This is a genomic window from Burkholderia sp. BCC1993 (assembly GCF_905339865.1).
Lineage (GTDB): Bacteria > Pseudomonadota > Gammaproteobacteria > Burkholderiales > Burkholderiaceae > Burkholderia.
Window position 1 is genome coordinate 275,030 of sequence record NZ_CAJPGZ010000005.1, and the last position, 16,020, is coordinate 291,049.

Below are 16,020 nucleotides of genomic sequence, written 5' to 3' on the forward strand. Positions count from 1 at the left end.
GAGGTGACAGGGCTTACGCGCTCAACCGGTCGACGATCGCGCGCAGCGATTCGTAGCCCTTCTTCGCATACTGATAGCTCGGCGCGACGGCCGGGTCCTGTTCGGCCTCGACCACGAGCCAGCCTTCGTAGCCGGCGTCCTTCAGCGTGCGCAGCGTCGCTTCGTAATCGAGCGCGCCGTCGCCCGGCACCGTGAAGGTGCCGTTGATCACGCCGTTCAGGAAGCTCCAGCCGCCGTTGCGCGCCTGCGTGACGACCTGCGGCCGCACGTCCTTGCAGTGCACGTGCACGACGCGCGCCACGTGCTTCTTCAGCAGCGCGACCGGATCGGCCGCGCCGCCGAAATACGCGTGGCCCGTGTCGAACAGCAGGAACACCTTCGCCGGATCGGTCAGCGCCATCAGCCGGTCGACGTCGTCCGGCGACTCGACGTACGCGCCCATGTGGTGATGGTAGGCGAGCTTGATCCCGTAGGTCTCGAGCAGGTGCGCGCCGAATGCGTCGAGGCGCGCCGCGTAGCGCCGCCAGGTTTTATCGTCGACGAAGCGCGGCCGCTTCGCGACCGGCGTGTCGATGCTGCCCTGGATCGTGCCCGCGCATTCGCCGTACACCACGACCTTCACGTCGTTGAACTGCAGCTTCGTCATGTGCGCGCGGCAGCGCTCGATTTCGGCGGCGAGCGCATCGGCGTCGCTCATGCCCGGCTCGACTTCCGCCAGAAAGCCGGAATACCAGCCCGACACGCACACGAGCCCGAACTCGGCGAGCTTCGCCTTCAGCTCGGGGCCCGTCTTCGGAAACTTGTTGCCGAGCTCGAAGCCCGCGTAGCCGATTTCGGCGCCTTCCTTCAGTGCCGTCTCGAGCGGCGTCTCGCCGCCGAGCGACGGCAGGTCGTCGTTCATCCACGACAGGGGATTGATACCGATGCGAACGTTCCAGCTCATGACGTGCTTCCTTGGTTCGAATGTTGTTTTTCGCGGTACGGCGGATGGAAAGGGTGGCCGGATCAGCGCCGCTGCCGGGTTTTCTCGTCGAGATACGTCCGGTGCGCGCGTTCGACACCGGCGCGCGCGGATACCTGCGGCACCGCGACTTCCCACCACGCGCCGCCGTCCGCGGTCGTGCGCTCGTGCGTCGTGTCGATCACGATGACCTGGCTCGTCTTCGCCGCGCGCGCACGCTTCATTTCGCTGCGCAGCTCGCCGACGTCGCGCACGTGCACGGCTTCGGCGCCCATCGCGCGCGCATGCATCGCGAAATCGATCGTCGAGCGTTCGCCGCCTTCCGGCACGCAGTCGTCGAGCATGTTGTTGAAGCTCGCGCCGCCGCAATTGAGCTGCAGCCGCTCGATGCAGCCGTAGCCGCGGTTGTCGAGGATCACGACGATGAGCTTGCGGCCGAGCATCACGGACGTCGCGAGTTCGGCGTTGAGCATCATGTACGAGCCGTCGCCGACGATCACGATCACTTCGTGCTCGGGCCGCGCGAGCTTCGCGCCGAGGCCGCCCGCGACCTCGTAGCCCATGCACGAGTACGCATAGTCCATGTGGTAGTTGCCCGGCACGCCGCTGCGCCACAGCTTGTGCAGTTCGGCCGGCAGCGTGCCGGCCGCGCACACGACGAGATCGTCGCGCGCGCTGTCGCGTCCCGCGTCGGCCGCCGAATCGCGCACCGCGCCGATCACTTCCGCGTCGTACGGCAGCGTGTCCGTCGGCACGCGCGAGGTCAGTTCGGTCACGCGCGCGTTCCACGCGGCGGCCTGATCCTGGTTCGAGGCCGTCCACGCCGCATCCGCGCGCCAGCCCGCGAGCGCGGCCGACAGCTGGCCGAGGCCCGTGCGCGCATCGGCGATCAATTGCCGGCCGCGCTTCTTGCCCGCGTCGAACGGCTGCACGTTCAGGCTCAGCAGCGTCGCATTGCCGAACAGCGCGTGCGAGCCGGTCGTGAAGTCCTGCAGGCGCGTGCCGACCGCGAATACCACGTCGGCCTGCGCGGCCGCGCGGTTCGCGGCGGGCGAGCCCGTCACGCCGATCGCGCCGAGGTTCAGCGGGTGGTCCCACGCGAGGCTGCCCTTGCCGGCCTGCGATTCGGCGACCGGCACGCCGTGCGTGTCGGCGAACGTGCGCAGCGCGTCCCATGCCTGGCTGTACAGCACGCCGCCGCCGGCGACGATCAGCGGTTTCTTCGCCGCTTTCAACACGTCGATCGCATCCGCGAGTTCGAGCGCGTCGGCGGGCGGGCGGCGCATCCGGATCACCGGCGGCGCGAAGAAATCCTCCGGCCAGTCGTACGCGAAGGTCTGCACGTCCTGCGGCAGCGCGAGGCACACGGGGCCGCACTGCGCGGGGTCGCTCATCACCTGGATCGCGCGCGGCAGTGCGACCAGCAGCTGCTCGGGCGACGTGATCCGGTCGAAGTAGCGCGTCACCGGCCGGAAGCAGTCGTTCGCGCTGACGTCGCCCTGTTCGAAGTCCTCGACCTGCTGCAGCACCGGGTCGGGCAGCCGCGACACGAACACGTCGCCGGGCAGCAGCAACAGCGGCAGCCGGCCGACGTGCGCGAGCGCCGCGGAGGTCAGCATGTTGGTCGCGCCGGGGCCGATGCTGGATGTCGCAGCCATCATCCGCTGGCGGAAGTTCGCTTTCGCGAATGCGACGGCCGCATTCGCCATTCCTTGCTCGTTGTGGGCGCGGAACGTCGGCAGCCGTTCTTTTTCGGCATGCAGCGCTTCGCCGAGCCCGGCCACGTTGCCGTGGCCGAAGATCGCGAACACGCCGCCGCAATACGGCAGGATCTCGGTGCGGCCGTCCGGCTGGACGACTTCGGCGCGCAGGGCGGCCAGGTAGCGCACGAGCGCCTGGCTGACGGTCAGTCTCACGGTGGTGGTCATCGTCTGTCGATCAGGAGGAATCGGGTGGTCATCACGGACATCTGCATCAGGCTGCTGCCGCGGCGCGCGCGGCGGCACGGCGGCCGAGCCACGCGTCGACCAGCTGCGCGAAATTGCCGGCCACTTCGTCGATCAGCGCCTGGTCGTCGATCCGGCCGGCGAGCCAGTGCAGCGACGCGTCGGCCCACAGCGTGCGGCCGACCATGAAGCCCTTGACGATCGGGTTGGTCGCCGAGCGGAAGCTGTCGACCAGATATTGCAACGGCTGGTTCAGCCCGAGGATCACCGCGCCGCGGCAGTGCGGGTCGCGCTCGGCCACCAGCGTCTCGAGCCGCGCCCAGCCGTCGGCGCTCATCGGCGCGAGCTTCCACCACTCCGGCATCACGCCGAGGTTGTAGAAGCGCGCGACCGTGCGCAGCACCGCGTCGTCCTCGGTGCCGGGCGGCGTGACCGCGCGCGGCGGAATGATTTCGAGCAGCAGCTCGTTGCCGCTCGCGCGCGTGGCTTCCCACAGCTCCAGCACGCGCTGCTCCTGTGCGACGCGCAGGTCGACGTCGTCGTCGGGGTGGTAGTGGACGAGGCACTTCACGACCTGTTCGGTCGGCCAGTGCGTGAGCGACGAGCCGACCGAGCGCGTGTCGTCGAAGCACAGCGGCCGCGAGCCGGGCAGCTCGACCGGGCGGCCGACCCACCAGCCGCGGCCGGTGGCCGACGCGAGCGCGTCGCGGCCGTACGCGCCGCCGTCGATCAGCACGCCGACATGGCCTTCGATCCGGCGATCGCGCTCGACCTGTTCGGCCGCGCGCACGAGCAGGCGCTTGAGCGTCTTGATCCGCGCTTCGTCCGCGCCGGCCTGCACCGCGAGTTCGTAGAACTGGCTGCGATGGTCGAACGCCATCACGCACAGGTCGTCCCATGCGCGGCGCGGCACCGTCACGCGATGCAGGTGCGCGAGCGCGCGATCGGCATCCACCTGCGGATTGCGGCTGCCGCCGAACCAGTGTTCGAGCTCGGCCGGCGTCGGCATCGCGGCCGAACACGCGTGGCGCGACACGACGATCGCGCCGCACGCATTCGCGATGCGCGTCGCTTGCGCCCAGCCGTGCCCGCGCAGCAGCCCGGACAGCAGGCCCGACAGGAACGCGTCACCCGCGCCGAGCACGTTCAGGACTTCGACGCGTTCGCCGTGGAAGGTCGGCGCATCGTCGATGCGCGCGGGGATGTCGCCCTCGATCACGCAGCAGCCGAGCGCGCCGCGCTTGACCACCAGCGCCGCGCCGCTCGCGCGGCGCACGGCCTGCAGCGACGCGATCAGGTCGTGCGGCACGCCGCCCGCGATCAGGAATTCCTCCTCGGTGCCGACCAGCAGGTCGAACTCGCCGAGCACCTGCTGCAGCTGCCGCGTGACCTGCGCGTCGGGCACGTAGCGGTTCTCGCCCGCGCCGCGCGCGGTCAGCCCCCACAGCACAGGCCGGTAGTCGATGTCGAGGATCCGCACGACGCCGTGGCGGCGCGCGTAGCCGAGCGCGGTCAGCGACGCCTCGCGGGTGCCCGGCGTCGAAAGATGGGTGCCGGTGATCGCGAGCGCGCGGCAGCCGGCGATGAAGTCCTCGCGGATCTCGTCGGCGCGCACGGCCATGTCCGCGCAGTTCTCGCGCACGAACAGCAGCGGGAACGTGTCGCGATCCTTCAGCCCGAGCAGCACGAGCGCGGTCAGGCGTTCCGGATCGGTCTGCAGCTGGCTCGTGTCGCAGCCTTCGCGCTCGAGCGTCTCGCGCACGAAGCGGCCCATCTGCTCGTCGCCGACGCGCGAGATCATCGCGGTCTTCAGCCCGAGCCGGGCGACGCCGAACGCGACGTTGCCCGACGAGCCGCCGAGATACATCTGGAAGCTGCGCGCATCCTCCAGGCGGCTGCCGTACTGTTGCGCGTAAAGGTCCACGGCGACGCGGCCGAGGCAGGCGAGATCGATGGGGCGGTCAGTCGGAAAGTTCAACGGGCTCATATCACGTATCACGCTCGCGGCCGGCGTTCGACCCTGCCGGCAGATTGAGGGACCGATCCTGCGACGGTGGTCCGTCACGTGCGCGGCACGACACGGGAACGCCTGCCGCAAGGAATCGGGCTACGGAACGGAGTCTAGACTTTTTGGAAATCCAGTTCCCTAGGTGAAATCACGTAGAAATAAATTTCCAAATTTTCGAAGAAGTGATCTACAGTTTCATCCGGATGCTTCAGTCCGAATCGGATCCGATCGGACTCGGCCCGGCGGCGCGCAACGCGCCGTTTTTCCGCCCCCGGAGATGAGGAGACAGAGTGATCATGAAGACCAAGCTGATGGCCGCCGCGGCCGCCGCAATCCTGGCCATGCCGCTCGCGCATGCCGAGAAGATCGGCGTGACGATGGCATCGTTCGACGACACGTTCCTGACGATCCTGCGCAACAGCATCGGCGATGCGGCGAAGAAGGACGGTGCGACCGTGCAGATCGAGGACGGCGGCAACGACGTCGGCAAGCAGTTGAGCCAGGTCCAGAACATGATCGCGCAGAAGGTCGACGCGATCATCGTGAATGCGGTCGACACCGACGCGACGCCGAAGATCACCAAGATGGTGACCGCCGCGAAGATCCCGCTCGTCTACGTGAACCGCAAGCCGGTCGATTTCGACAAGCTGCCGGCCGGCGTCGCGGTGGTCGCATCCGACGAGAAACAGTCGGGCACGCTGCAGGCGCGCCAGGTGTGCAAGCTGCTCGGCGGCAAGGGCGACATCCTGGTGCTGATGGGCGAGCTGTCCAACGAGTCGGCGCGTGCGCGCACCAAGGACATCGAGGACGTGATCGCGACCAAGGACTGTGCCGGCATGAAGATCGTCGACAAGCGCGAAGGCAAGTGGAGCCGCACGCAGGGCCAGGACATCACGATGAACTGGCTGAGCTCCGGGACGAAGTTCGACGCGATCGTGTCGAACAACGACGAAATGGCGATCGGCGCGATCAACGCGCTGAAGGCCGCGCGCAAGCTGACGCCGAAGACGGTCGTCGCGGGCATCGACGCGACGCCGGACGGGCTCGCGGCGATGAAGAGCGGCGAGCTGAAGGTGTCGGTGTACCAGAACGCGGCCGGGCAGGGTGCGCAGGCCGTCGCGGCCGCGCTCAAGCTGGCGAAGAAGCAGCCCGTCGAGCGCTTCGTGAACGTGCCGTTCGAACTCGTCACGCCGGAGAACATGAACCAGTACGCGAAGCACTGACCGGTTTTTCCGCTGAACTGCGCGGGCCCGGCGTGTCCGGGTTCGCGTGTGACTTTCGAGGAACGTCCATGTTTACAGCCAGGATGGCGCGCTCGATGGCGAGCGAAAGCGCGCCGGCCGCCTCGTCCGCCGCACCGGGTTCGTCCGGTGCGCCCGCAGCCGACTGCGTGCTCGAGGTGCGCGGCGTCGGCAAGTCGTTTCCCGGCGTCGTCGCGCTCGACGGCGTGCAGTTCCGCGTGCGCCGCGGCACCGTGCATGCGCTGATGGGCGAGAACGGCGCCGGCAAGTCGACGCTGATGAAGATCATCGCCGGCGTCTACACGCCCGACCAGGGCGAGATCCTGATCAACGGCGAGCCCGTCGTGCTGAACGGCCCGCTCGACGCGCTCGATCGCGGCATCGCGATGATCCACCAGGAACTCAACCTGATGCCGTACATGACGGTCGCGGAGAACATCTGGATTCGCCGCGAACCGAAGAACCGCTTCGGCCTGATCGATCACGCCGAGCTGCGCCGCCGCACCGCCGCGCTGTTCGAGCGGCTGTCGATCGACATCGACCCGGAAGCCGACGTGCGCACGCTGACGGTCGCGAGCCGCCAGATGGTCGAGATCGCGAAGGCCGTGTCGTTCGACTCCGACGTGCTGATCATGGACGAGCCGACTTCCGCGCTGACCGACAAGGAGGTCACGCACCTGTTCCGCATCATTCGCCAGCTGCGCGAGCAGGGCAAGGGCATCGTCTACATCACGCACAAGATGAACGAGCTGTTCGAGATCGCCGACGAGTTCTCGGTGTTCCGCGACGGCAAGTACATCGGCACGCACGCGTCGACCGACGTCACGCGCGACGACATCATCCGCATGATGGTCGGCCGCGAGATCACGCAGATGTTCCCGAAGGAGGACGTGCCGATCGGCGACGTCGTGCTGGCCGTGAAGAACCTCGGCGTCGACGGCGTGTTCCGCGACGTCAGCTTCGAGCTGCGCGCGGGCGAGATCCTCGGCGTCGCGGGCCTTGTCGGCTCGGGGCGATCGAACGTCGCGGAGGCGCTGTTCGGCGTCGTGCCGGCCACCTCCGGCGAGATCCTGATCGACGGCAAGCCGGTGCGCATCGCCACGCCCGCGCAGGCGATGAAGCACGGGATGGCGTTCCTCACCGAGGACCGCAAGGACACCGGCTGCTTCCTGAATCTCGACCTGCTCGCGAACATGGAAGCGGCGGTGCTCAGCCATCGCTACGTGAAGTTCAATTTCGTGCGGCAGGCTCAGTTGAAGCGCGACTGCGAGGAAATGAGCCGGATGCTGCGCGTGAAGACGCCCGGGCTGCACGAGGAAATCCAGAACCTGTCGGGCGGCAACCAGCAGAAGGTGCTGATCGGCCGATGGTTGCTCACGCAACCGCGCATCCTGATCCTCGACGAGCCGACCCGCGGGATCGACGTCGGCGCGAAGGCCGAGATTCACCGGCTCGTCAGCGCGCTCGCCGGCAAGGGCGTCGCGGTGCTGATGATCTCGTCGGAGATGCCGGAAGTGCTCGGCATGAGCGATCGCGTGATGGTGATGCACGAAGGCCGGATGACCGGCATCGTCGAACGCAAGGACGCCGACCAGGTCCGCATCATGGACCTGGCCTCGCGCTGAGCCGCAACAAGCATGGAGACAACTGAAATGGGCAACCTGAATCCGGTCGCGGACGCGCAGTCCATGACGATCAAGACGCGGCACGCGAAGTGGCCGCCCGAACTGAGCATCTTCCTGGTGCTGGTGGGCATCAGCCTGTTCTTCGAGGTGATCGGCTGGCTCGTCGTCGGGCAGAGCTTCCTGTTCAACGCGGAGCGGCTCGAGATCATCGTGCTGCAGATGGCCGTGATCGGCATCATCGCGGTCGGCGTGAACCTCGTGATCATCACCAGCGGGATCGACCTGTCGTCGGGGTCGGTCGTCGCCGCGGCGGCGGTCGTGTCGGCCAGCCTCGCGCAGGTGTCCGATTTTCCGCGCGCGGTGTTCCCGCACCTGACCGACCTGCCGATCATCTGGCCGGTGCTGGCCGGCGTGTGCGTCGGGCTGCTGGTCGGCCTGCTGAACGGCTCGCTGATCGCGCTGACGGGCATCCCGCCGTTCATCGCGACGCTCGGCACGATGGTCGCCGCGCGCGGCTTCGCGAAGTGGTTCACCAACGGGATGCCGGTGTCGATGCTGACCGATCAGTTCGCGGCGATCGGCGCGGGCGCGAACCCGGTGCTCATCTTCGTCGTGGTGGCCGCGATCTTCCACGTCGTGCTGCGCTACACGCGCTTCGGCAAGTACACGTATGCGATCGGCGCGAACCGCCACGCGGCCGTCGTGTCGGGCATCAACGTGACGCGCCACCTGGTGTTCGTCTATGCGATCGCGGGCCTCCTGAGCGGGATCGCCGGCACCGTGACGGCCGCGCGCGCGATCTCCGGCCAGTCGGGCATGGGCGTGATGTACGAGCTCGACGCGATCGCGGCCGTCGTGATCGGCGGCACGTCGCTGTCGGGCGGCCTCGGGCGCGTGACGGGCACCGTGATCGGCGTGCTGATCCTCGGCGTGATGACGTCGGGCTTCACGTTCATCCGGATCGACGCGTACTACCAGGAGATGGTCAAGGGCGCGATCATCGTCGCGGCCGTGATCGCCGACCAGTATCGCAACAAGAAGTCGCGCCGCTGACCGGCCGCGGCCGAACACACAACAATCGGGAAGAAGATGAAGATCGCTCTGGATCCCTACATGATTCGCCACCTGCCGCTCGACCGGCTGCCGCATGCGGTGGCCGAGCTCGGCTACGACCAGATCGAGCTGTCGCCGCGCAGCGACTTTCTCGACTGGTGGGTGATGCCGCGCGCGACGCGCGAGCGCATGGCCGCGTTCCGGCATGCGTTGCGCGCAAGCGGCGTCGGCCTTGCGTCGCTGCAGCCGATGTACCGCTGGGCCAGCCCGTTCGACGACGAGCGGCAGTGGGCAGTGCGCTGCTGGAAGAAGGCGATCGAGGTCGCGCTCGAGATGGAATGCCCGCTGATGGTGTCCGAATTCGGGCGCGGCGCGTCGCCGGAGCGCTCGGTCGGCGAACGGCCGGGCGCGAACCCGAAGGAGCTGTGCGAAGCCGCGTGGTTCCGTTCGATGGACGAGCTGCTGCCGATCCTCGAGCGCGAACGCATCGTGCTGTCGGTCGAGCCGCATCCGGAAGACTGGATCGAGCAGCTGCAGCCGGCGATCGACATCGTCACGAACATCGGCTCGCCGTCGCTGAAGCTGTCGTACATCGCGCCGCACACGTTCTATTACGGCGACGACATGGCCGCTATGATCGCGGCCGCCGCGCCGATCCTCGCACACGTGCGCGTGGCCGACACGTTCGACCACCGCAAGAGCAGCCAGCTGCGCTACATCGTGAACCCGCCGGGCTCGAACCAGATCCGCGTGCACCAGCATCTCGACATCGGGCAGGGCGAGATCGACTGGGACGTGTTTTTCCGCGCACTCGGCAGCGCCGGCTTCGACGGCGTGATGTCGTCGTGCGTGTTCGCGTGGGAGGACCGCGCGGAAGCGTCGTCGCGCTACATGCGCGACACGATCCAGCGCTACGTCGAACGCCATTTCGAACGGGCGGCCGCGCGCTGACCGGCCGTCGAATCATTGCAGACCGGCGCGGCACGGGCCGCGCCGTCGTTGAACCAAAGACTGGAGATATCCGGATGACCTTGCAAATCGGCGTGATCGGCTGCGGCGCGATCGGCCAGGACCATATCCGCAGGCTCACGCGCACGCTGTCCGGCGCGCGCGTGGTGGCCGTCAACGACATCGATCCGCAGCAGGCGCGCGACGCGGTGACGAAGTACGGGCTCGACGCGGAAATCTACGGCGACGGCCACGAAGTGGTCGCGGCTGCCGACGTAGAGGCCGTGCTCGTCACGTCGTGGGGGCCGACGCACGAAGCGTTCGTGCTCGACGCGATCGCGCACGGCAAGCCGGTGTTCTGCGAGAAACCGCTCGCGGTGACGGCGGAAGGCTGCATGCGCATCGTCGAAGCCGAGGTCGCGCACGGCAAGCGGCTCGTGCAGGTCGGCTTCATGCGGCCGTACGACGAAGGCTACCGTGCGCTCAAGCGCGTGATCGACAGTGGCGAGATCGGCGCGCCGCTGATGCTGCATTGCGCGCACCGCAACCAGTCGGTCGGCGAGCGCTATACGACCGACATGGCGATCACCGACACGCTGATCCACGAGCTCGACGTGTTGCGCTGGCTGCTCGGCGAGGACTATGCGAGCGCGCAGGTCGTCTATCCGAAGAAGACGCGCCATGCGTCCGCGCATCTCGCCGATCCGCAGATCGTGCTGCTCGAAACCGCGAGCGGCGTGCGCATCGACGTCGAGATCTTCGTGAACTGCCAATACGGCTACGACATCCAGTGCGAGGTGGTCGGCGAGAACGGCATCGCGAAGCTGCCCGATCCGCCCGCGGTCGGGCTCAAGCACGCGGCGCGGCAGTCGGTCGAGATCATGACCGACTGGAAGGAGCGCTTCATCGCGTCGTACGACGTCGAGCTGCAGGCGTTCATCGACGGCGTGCGGCAGGGTGCGCTGACCGGGCCGTCCGCATGGGACGGCTATGCGGCGGCGGTCGCGGCCGATGCGTGCGTGCGCGCGCAGCAGAGCGGGGCGGTCGAGCCGATCGCGATGGCCGAACGCCCGGCGTTCTATCGCGGCTGAGCAGGCTGAACACGCTGACACCGGGCCGCGAGCGTGTCCATGCGGCCACGCTCGCGGCCGCGCGCCGCTTTCCTGCGGGACTGACCAACATGACGATGAAGATTGGCTGCGCGCCCTGCTGCTGGGGCGTCGACGACGTGAAGAACCCGCACCTGCCGCCGTGGCGGCAGGTGCTCGCCGAAGCCGCACAGGCCGGCTATTCGGGCATCGAGCTCGGCCCGTACGGCTACATCCCGCTCGAGCTCGACGTGGTGAGCGCCGAGCTCGAACGGCAGCGTTTGAGCATCACCGCCGGCACGATCTTCGACGACCTGGTGTCGCCGGAGAACCTGCCGAACCTGCTGCGCCAGACGCACGAGATCTGCGCGCTGATCACGCGCTTGCCGAAGCTGCCGACGCAGCCGGGCCAGCGCCATGCGGCGCCGTATCTGGTCGTGATGGACTGGGGGCACGACGAACGCGACTACGCGGCCGGCCACGCCGATCGCGCGCCGCGCCTGTCCGCCGAACGCTGGGCGCGCATGGTCGACCACATTCGCGAAATCGCGACGATCGCGCGCGACGAATTCGGCGTGCGCGCGGTGATCCATCCGCATGCGGGCGGCTACATCGAGTTCGCGGACGAGATCGACCGGATCGTCGCCGACGTCCCGGCCGATACGGCGGGCCTCTGTCTCGACACCGGCCACCTGTACTACTCGGGGATGGATCCCGAGACGTGGCTGCGCCGTCACGCGGCGCGGCTCGACTACGTGCATTTCAAGGATATCGACGCGGCCGTGTACGACGCGGTGATGGGCGAACACATCGCGTTCTTCGCGGCGTGCGCGCGCGGCGTGATGTGCCCGATCGGCACCGGCGTGCTCGACTATCGCGCGATCCGTCGCGCGCTCGACGACATCGGCTATGCGGGATACATCACGATCGAACAGGAGCGCGATCCGCGCAATGCCGGCACGAGCCTGCGCGACGTCGCGGCGAGCCGCGCGTTTCTCGCGTCGGCCGGGTTCGCGTAAGCGGCCGTCGGCACGACCCTCTGCACACACTTTGAACACCTGAACACGGACAGGAACACGACAACCATGATCGACGGACAGATTCTGCTCGGACATTCGATTCCCTGGGGCATGGTCGGCGGCGGGCTCGGCAGCCAGATCGGCTACAGCCACCGGTCGGCCGCATTGCGAGACGGCAGCTTTCAGCTCGTTGCCGGCGCATTCGACATCGATGCCGAACGCGGCCGGCAATTCGGCGCGAAGCTTGGCGTCGACGCGAACCGCTGCTATCCCGACTACCGGACGATGTTCGACGCCGAGGCGAAGCGCGCCGACGGCATCCGCGCGGTGTCGATCGCGACGCCGAACAACACGCACTTCGAGATTTGCCGCGCGGCGCTGAACGCGGGGCTGCACGTCGTGTGCGAGAAGCCGCTGTGCTTCACGACCGAGGAGGCCGAGGCGCTGCAGCGGCTGTCGGTCGAGAAGAACCGCATCGTCGGCGTCGCGTACGGCTATTCCGGACACCAGATGATCGAGCAGGCGCGCGAAATGATCGCGCGCGGCGATCTCGGCGAGATCCGCATCGTGCAGATGCAATTCGCGCACGGCTTTCACAGCGAGGGTGTCGAGGCCGCGAGCGCGGCCGCGCGCTGGCGCGTCGACCCGAAGTTCGCGGGGCCGAGCTACGTGCTCGGCGACATCGGCACGCATCCGCTGTACATCTCCGAAGTGATGGCGCCGGAACTGCAGATCAAACGGCTGATGTGCTCGCGGCAGAGCTTCGTGAAGAGCCGCGCGCCGCTCGAGGACAACGCGTTCACGATCATGGAATACGACACCGGCGCGATCGGCTACGTGTGGTCGAGCGCGGTGAACGCGGGCTCGATGCACGGGCAGAAGGTGCGCGTGATCGGCTCGAAGGCGAGCGTCGAATGGTGGGACGAGCATCCGAACCAGTTGCGCTACGAGATCCAGGGGCAGCCCGCGCAGGTGCTCGATCGCGGGATGGGCTATCTGCATCCGCACGCATTGCGCGAAGATCGCATCGGCGCCGGGCATCCGGAAGGGCTGTTCGAAGCGTGGTCGAATCTGTACGCACGCTTCGCGCTCGCGATGGACGCGGCCGATCGCGGCGACGCCCAGGCGTTGCAGAACATCCGCTTTCCGGATGTCCATGCGGGCGTCGAAGGCGTGCGGTGGGTCGAGAACTGCGTGCGGTCCGCCGATGCGGGCGGCGTGTGGGTCGACTATCGGTGAGCAAGCGGTGAGCAAGCGGCGGCCGATGCGCGGCTTCGGCCGGCAGCCAAGGGCGGCGGCGGGCGACCCTCGGCGTTGCCGTCCGCATCCGCGTCGGTAGACGCCCTAATCTTTACGGCTCGGCGACGGCGTTGGAAAATCGTTTCCATTCCGGCCGTGGAGCGTGTGCAGGTGATGATCGAGCGCGTGGGAGCGAGCGTGCGGCGCGGGCCGTGCCGCAAACGTGATTAAATTCGCCCTTCATGCATGTCCATAGGTGAGTCCCGGGCGCACGCGCAGGCGGCGCGCGGATCGGGGCCGTCAACTTCGCGCTATCCGATGAGTTCATCCGAGAAACCACCCGCCACCGTCGAGGCGTTCCTGCAGCATCTGACGCAGGAGTACGACGGCCTCAGCAATCGCCTGAAGGTGATTGCGCGTCACGTGGAAACGCATCGGGACCAGCTGGGCCTGGAAGGCATCCAGTCGCTCGCGGAGGCGTGCGGCGTGCAGCCGTCGGCCGTCGTCCGGTTCGCCAAGCATTTCGGCTTTTCGGGCTTCTCCGAGATGCAGCGGCTGTTCCGCGAGGGGCTGGCCCAGCAGATCGCGCCGGGCCGCGCGTACAACCTGCGGCTGCGCGACGTGATCGAATCGGGCGAGTCGAGCCTGCAGCCCGAGCAGATCGCCGACGAATTCATCAAGGGCAGCATTGCCGGCATGCAGCAGCTGCGGCAGACGCTCGACCCGCACGCGCTCGCACAGGCCGTCGACCTGCTCGCCGACACGCAGGCGATCTGGATTGCCGGCTCGCGCCGCGCGTTTCCGATCGCCGTGTATCTCGACTATGCGCTGCAGCACACCGACAAGCGCATCGGCCTGTTCAGCGCGCTCGGCAGCATGCATCTCGGCCAGATCCGCTCGGTGCGCGAGGGCGACGTGATGATCGTGATCTCGTTCATGCCGTATGCGGAAGAGACGGTGCAGGTCGCGCAGCAGGCCGTGCAGCGCGGCGCGCGCCTGATCGCGATCACCGACAGCCGGATGAGCCCGCTCGCGCGCGAGGCCGAGGTGACGCTGATGGTGCAGGACAGCGAGACGTTCGGGTTCCGTGCGCTGACCGCGACGATGGGCCTCGCGCAGAGCCTGTTCGTCGCGCTCGCGTACCGGCTCGAGCTGTCGTACCTGCCGACCGCCGACGGCGCGCACGGCACGAAGGCTGGCTGACATCGGCTTTCCGTTTGCCTGCCGCCCGCGGGATCGATCGGCGGGCGGTTTGTCGACAACGCTTACTTCGCGGTCGGCATCGCGAATTCGGCGCCCTTGCCGATGCTGGACGCCCAGCGCTGCATCACCGACTTCTGGCGCGTGTAGAAGCGCACGCCTTCCTCGCCGTACGCGTGCATGTCGCCGAACAGGCTCTTCTTCCAGCCGCCGAAGCCGTGCCAGGCCATCGGCACCGGAATCGGCACGTTGATGCCGACCATGCCGACTTGGATGCGCCGCGCGAATTCGCGCGCGATGCCGCCGTCGCTCGTGAAGCATGCGACGCCGTTGCCGAACTCGTGGGCGTTGATCAGGTCGACCGCTTCGCCGAAGTCCTTCACGCGCACGCAGCCGAGCACCGGCCCGAAGATCTCTTCCTTGTAGATGCGCATGTCAGGCGTCACGTGATCGAACAGCGTGCCGCCGGTGAAGAAGCCTGCCTCGCGGCCCGGCACGCGCAGCCCGCGGCCGTCGACCACCAGTTGCGCGCCTTCGCTGACGCCTTGCTCGATATAGCCTTCGATGCGCTTGAGCGCTTCGCCGGTGACGATCGGGCCCATCTCGACTTCCGGCGACATCCCGTCGCCGATCACCAGCTTGCGCGCGCGCTCGGCGACCGCCGGCACGATCTTGTCGGCCACGTCGCCGACCAGCACCGCGATGCTGATCGCCATGCAGCGTTCGCCGGCCGAGCCGTACGCGGCGCCGATCAGTGCGTCGACCGCCTGCTCGATGTTCGCGTCCGGCATCACGACGAGATGGTTCTTCGCGCCGCCGAGCGCCTGCACGCGCTTGCCCGACTGCACCGCGCGCTGCTGCACGTAGGCCGCGATCGGCGTCGAGCCGACGAAGCTGACGGCCTGCACGTCCGGGTGGTCGAGCAGCGCGTCGACCGCACCCTTGTCGCCCTGCACGACGTTGAACACGCCGGCGGGCAGGCCCGCCTGCGTGAGCAGGTCGGCGATGAACAGCGCCGCCGACGGGTCGCGTTCGCTCGGCTTCAGCACGAACGTGTTGCCCGTCGCGAGCGCGACGGGGAACATCCAGCACGGCACCATGCATGGAAAGTTGAACGGCGTGATACCCGCGACGACGCCGAGCGGCTGGCGCATCGTCCAGTTGTCGATGCCGGTGCTGACCTGGTCGGTGAAGTCGCCCTTCAGCAGTTGCGGCACGCCGCATGCGAATTCGATGATGTCGATGCCGCGCGCGACTTCGCCCTGCGCATCCGAGAACACCTTGCCGTGCTCGGCCGTGATGATGGCGGCCAGCGTGTCGCGGTGTTCGTTCATCAACTGCAGGAAGCGGTGCAGCACGCGGGCGCGGCGGATCGGCGGCGTGTCGGCCCAGGCCGGGAACGCCGCACGGGCGGACGCGACGGCGCGCTGCACTTCGTCGTCGCCGGCGAGCGCGACGCGGCGCACCGCGCGGCCGAGCGCCGGATTGAAGACGTCCTGGAAGCGGCCGCTGCGGCCGGCGACGGGGGCGCCGTCGATGTAGTGGCCGACGTCGGCGTCGGACGTATAGGCGGGAACCGTGGTCATCGTGTCTCCTGGGGATGGGAATGGGGGGTGGACGGAACCTAGTCTAGGCAAAGCGGCGGGGCGGGAGAAGGCCGCGCAGCTTGATTCACTGTTCAGAATTCTGAAT

Annotated in this window: 12 protein-coding genes; 8 read left to right on the forward strand and 4 right to left on the reverse strand. The window is 68.0% G+C overall.

All coding sequences use genetic code 11. The features are described from left to right. Positions 1–13 precede the first annotated feature (13 nt). The 3 genes from iolE to U4Y91_RS10335 form a co-directional block, all read right to left on the reverse strand. A complete protein-coding gene (gene iolE / locus U4Y91_RS10325; RefSeq protein ID WP_321804981.1) occupies positions 14–943 on the reverse strand; it encodes a myo-inosose-2 dehydratase in 930 nt (309 codons plus the stop codon). 62 nt (positions 944–1,005) lie between these two features. Then, positions 1,006–2,889, reverse strand: a complete 1,884-nt coding sequence (iolD, locus tag U4Y91_RS10330) for a 3D-(3,5/4)-trihydroxycyclohexane-1,2-dione acylhydrolase (decyclizing) (RefSeq protein WP_321804982.1) — start codon at positions 2,887–2,889, stop codon at positions 1,006–1,008. A gap of 46 nt (positions 2,890–2,935) precedes the next feature. Next, positions 2,936–4,894: a bifunctional 5-dehydro-2-deoxygluconokinase/5-dehydro-2-deoxyphosphogluconate aldolase gene (locus U4Y91_RS10335; RefSeq protein WP_321804983.1), complete on the reverse strand. Its 1,959-nt coding sequence runs from the start codon at positions 4,892–4,894 to the stop codon at positions 2,936–2,938. A 317-nt stretch (positions 4,895–5,211) separates the two neighbouring features. Between U4Y91_RS10335 and U4Y91_RS10340 the strand changes: the two genes are divergently transcribed. From U4Y91_RS10340 to U4Y91_RS10375, 8 genes are all read left to right on the forward strand, one after another. Then, on the forward strand, positions 5,212–6,138 hold the full coding sequence (locus U4Y91_RS10340) for a sugar ABC transporter substrate-binding protein (RefSeq protein WP_044846095.1): 927 nt from the start codon (positions 5,212–5,214) through the stop codon (positions 6,136–6,138). Positions 6,139–6,206: 68 nt separating this feature from the next. Then, a complete protein-coding gene (locus U4Y91_RS10345) occupies positions 6,207–7,781 on the forward strand; it encodes a sugar ABC transporter ATP-binding protein (RefSeq protein WP_321804984.1) in 1,575 nt (524 codons plus the stop codon). A gap of 27 nt (positions 7,782–7,808) precedes the next feature. Next, positions 7,809–8,834: an ABC transporter permease gene (locus tag U4Y91_RS10350; RefSeq protein WP_321805089.1), complete on the forward strand. Its 1,026-nt coding sequence runs from the start codon at positions 7,809–7,811 to the stop codon at positions 8,832–8,834. Positions 8,835–8,870: 36 nt separating this feature from the next. After that, entirely contained in the window at positions 8,871–9,785 is a 915-nt protein-coding gene (locus U4Y91_RS10355) for a sugar phosphate isomerase/epimerase (RefSeq protein WP_321804985.1), read from the forward strand. A 74-nt stretch (positions 9,786–9,859) separates the two neighbouring features. After that, positions 9,860–10,873 carry a Gfo/Idh/MocA family oxidoreductase gene (locus tag U4Y91_RS10360; RefSeq protein ID WP_321804986.1) on the forward strand — a complete coding sequence of 338 codons (1,014 nt, stop codon included), beginning with the start codon at positions 9,860–9,862 and terminating at the stop codon, positions 10,871–10,873. Positions 10,874–10,962: 89 nt separating this feature from the next. After that, positions 10,963–11,889, forward strand: coding sequence for a TIM barrel protein (locus U4Y91_RS10365; protein ID WP_321804987.1), 927 nt, complete (start codon positions 10,963–10,965; stop codon positions 11,887–11,889). Positions 11,890–11,955: 66 nt separating this feature from the next. Next, positions 11,956–13,128: a Gfo/Idh/MocA family oxidoreductase gene (locus tag U4Y91_RS10370; RefSeq protein WP_321804988.1), complete on the forward strand. Its 1,173-nt coding sequence runs from the start codon at positions 11,956–11,958 to the stop codon at positions 13,126–13,128. A 318-nt stretch (positions 13,129–13,446) separates the two neighbouring features. Further along, the gene (locus U4Y91_RS10375; protein WP_321804989.1) at positions 13,447–14,331 is read left to right on the forward strand and encodes a MurR/RpiR family transcriptional regulator; all 885 of its coding nucleotides are present in this window, start codon (positions 13,447–13,449) and stop codon (positions 14,329–14,331) included. A gap of 62 nt (positions 14,332–14,393) precedes the next feature. Here U4Y91_RS10375 and U4Y91_RS10380 read toward each other — a convergent pair whose 3' ends face one another. Beyond that, positions 14,394–15,914 carry a CoA-acylating methylmalonate-semialdehyde dehydrogenase gene (locus U4Y91_RS10380; protein WP_321804990.1) on the reverse strand — a complete coding sequence of 507 codons (1,521 nt, stop codon included), beginning with the start codon at positions 15,912–15,914 and terminating at the stop codon, positions 14,394–14,396. Between the last annotated feature and the right edge of the window lie 106 nt (positions 15,915–16,020).

Excerpts from the sequence above, each read along its gene's own strand:
- U4Y91_RS10375 (WP_321804989.1), top strand. The coding sequence starts at position 13,447 with ATGAGTTCATCCGAGAAACCACCCGCCACCGTCGAGGCGTTCCTGCAG.
- U4Y91_RS10335 (WP_321804983.1), bottom strand. The coding sequence starts at position 4,894 with ATGAGCCCGTTGAACTTTCCGACTGACCGCCCCATCGATCTCGCCTGC.
- U4Y91_RS10380 (WP_321804990.1), bottom strand. The coding sequence starts at position 15,914 with ATGACCACGGTTCCCGCCTATACGTCCGACGCCGACGTCGGCCACTAC.
- U4Y91_RS10365 (WP_321804987.1), top strand. The coding sequence starts at position 10,963 with ATGACGATGAAGATTGGCTGCGCGCCCTGCTGCTGGGGCGTCGACGAC.
- U4Y91_RS10340 (WP_044846095.1), top strand. The coding sequence starts at position 5,212 with ATGAAGACCAAGCTGATGGCCGCCGCGGCCGCCGCAATCCTGGCCATG.
- U4Y91_RS10360 (WP_321804986.1), top strand. The coding sequence starts at position 9,860 with ATGACCTTGCAAATCGGCGTGATCGGCTGCGGCGCGATCGGCCAGGAC.
- U4Y91_RS10345 (WP_321804984.1), top strand. The coding sequence starts at position 6,207 with ATGTTTACAGCCAGGATGGCGCGCTCGATGGCGAGCGAAAGCGCGCCG.
- U4Y91_RS10355 (WP_321804985.1), top strand. The coding sequence starts at position 8,871 with ATGAAGATCGCTCTGGATCCCTACATGATTCGCCACCTGCCGCTCGAC.
- U4Y91_RS10370 (WP_321804988.1), top strand. The coding sequence starts at position 11,956 with ATGATCGACGGACAGATTCTGCTCGGACATTCGATTCCCTGGGGCATG.
- iolD (WP_321804982.1), bottom strand. The coding sequence starts at position 2,889 with ATGACCACCACCGTGAGACTGACCGTCAGCCAGGCGCTCGTGCGCTAC.
- U4Y91_RS10350 (WP_321805089.1), top strand. The coding sequence starts at position 7,809 with ATGGGCAACCTGAATCCGGTCGCGGACGCGCAGTCCATGACGATCAAG.
- iolE (WP_321804981.1), bottom strand. The coding sequence starts at position 943 with ATGAGCTGGAACGTTCGCATCGGTATCAATCCCCTGTCGTGGATGAAC.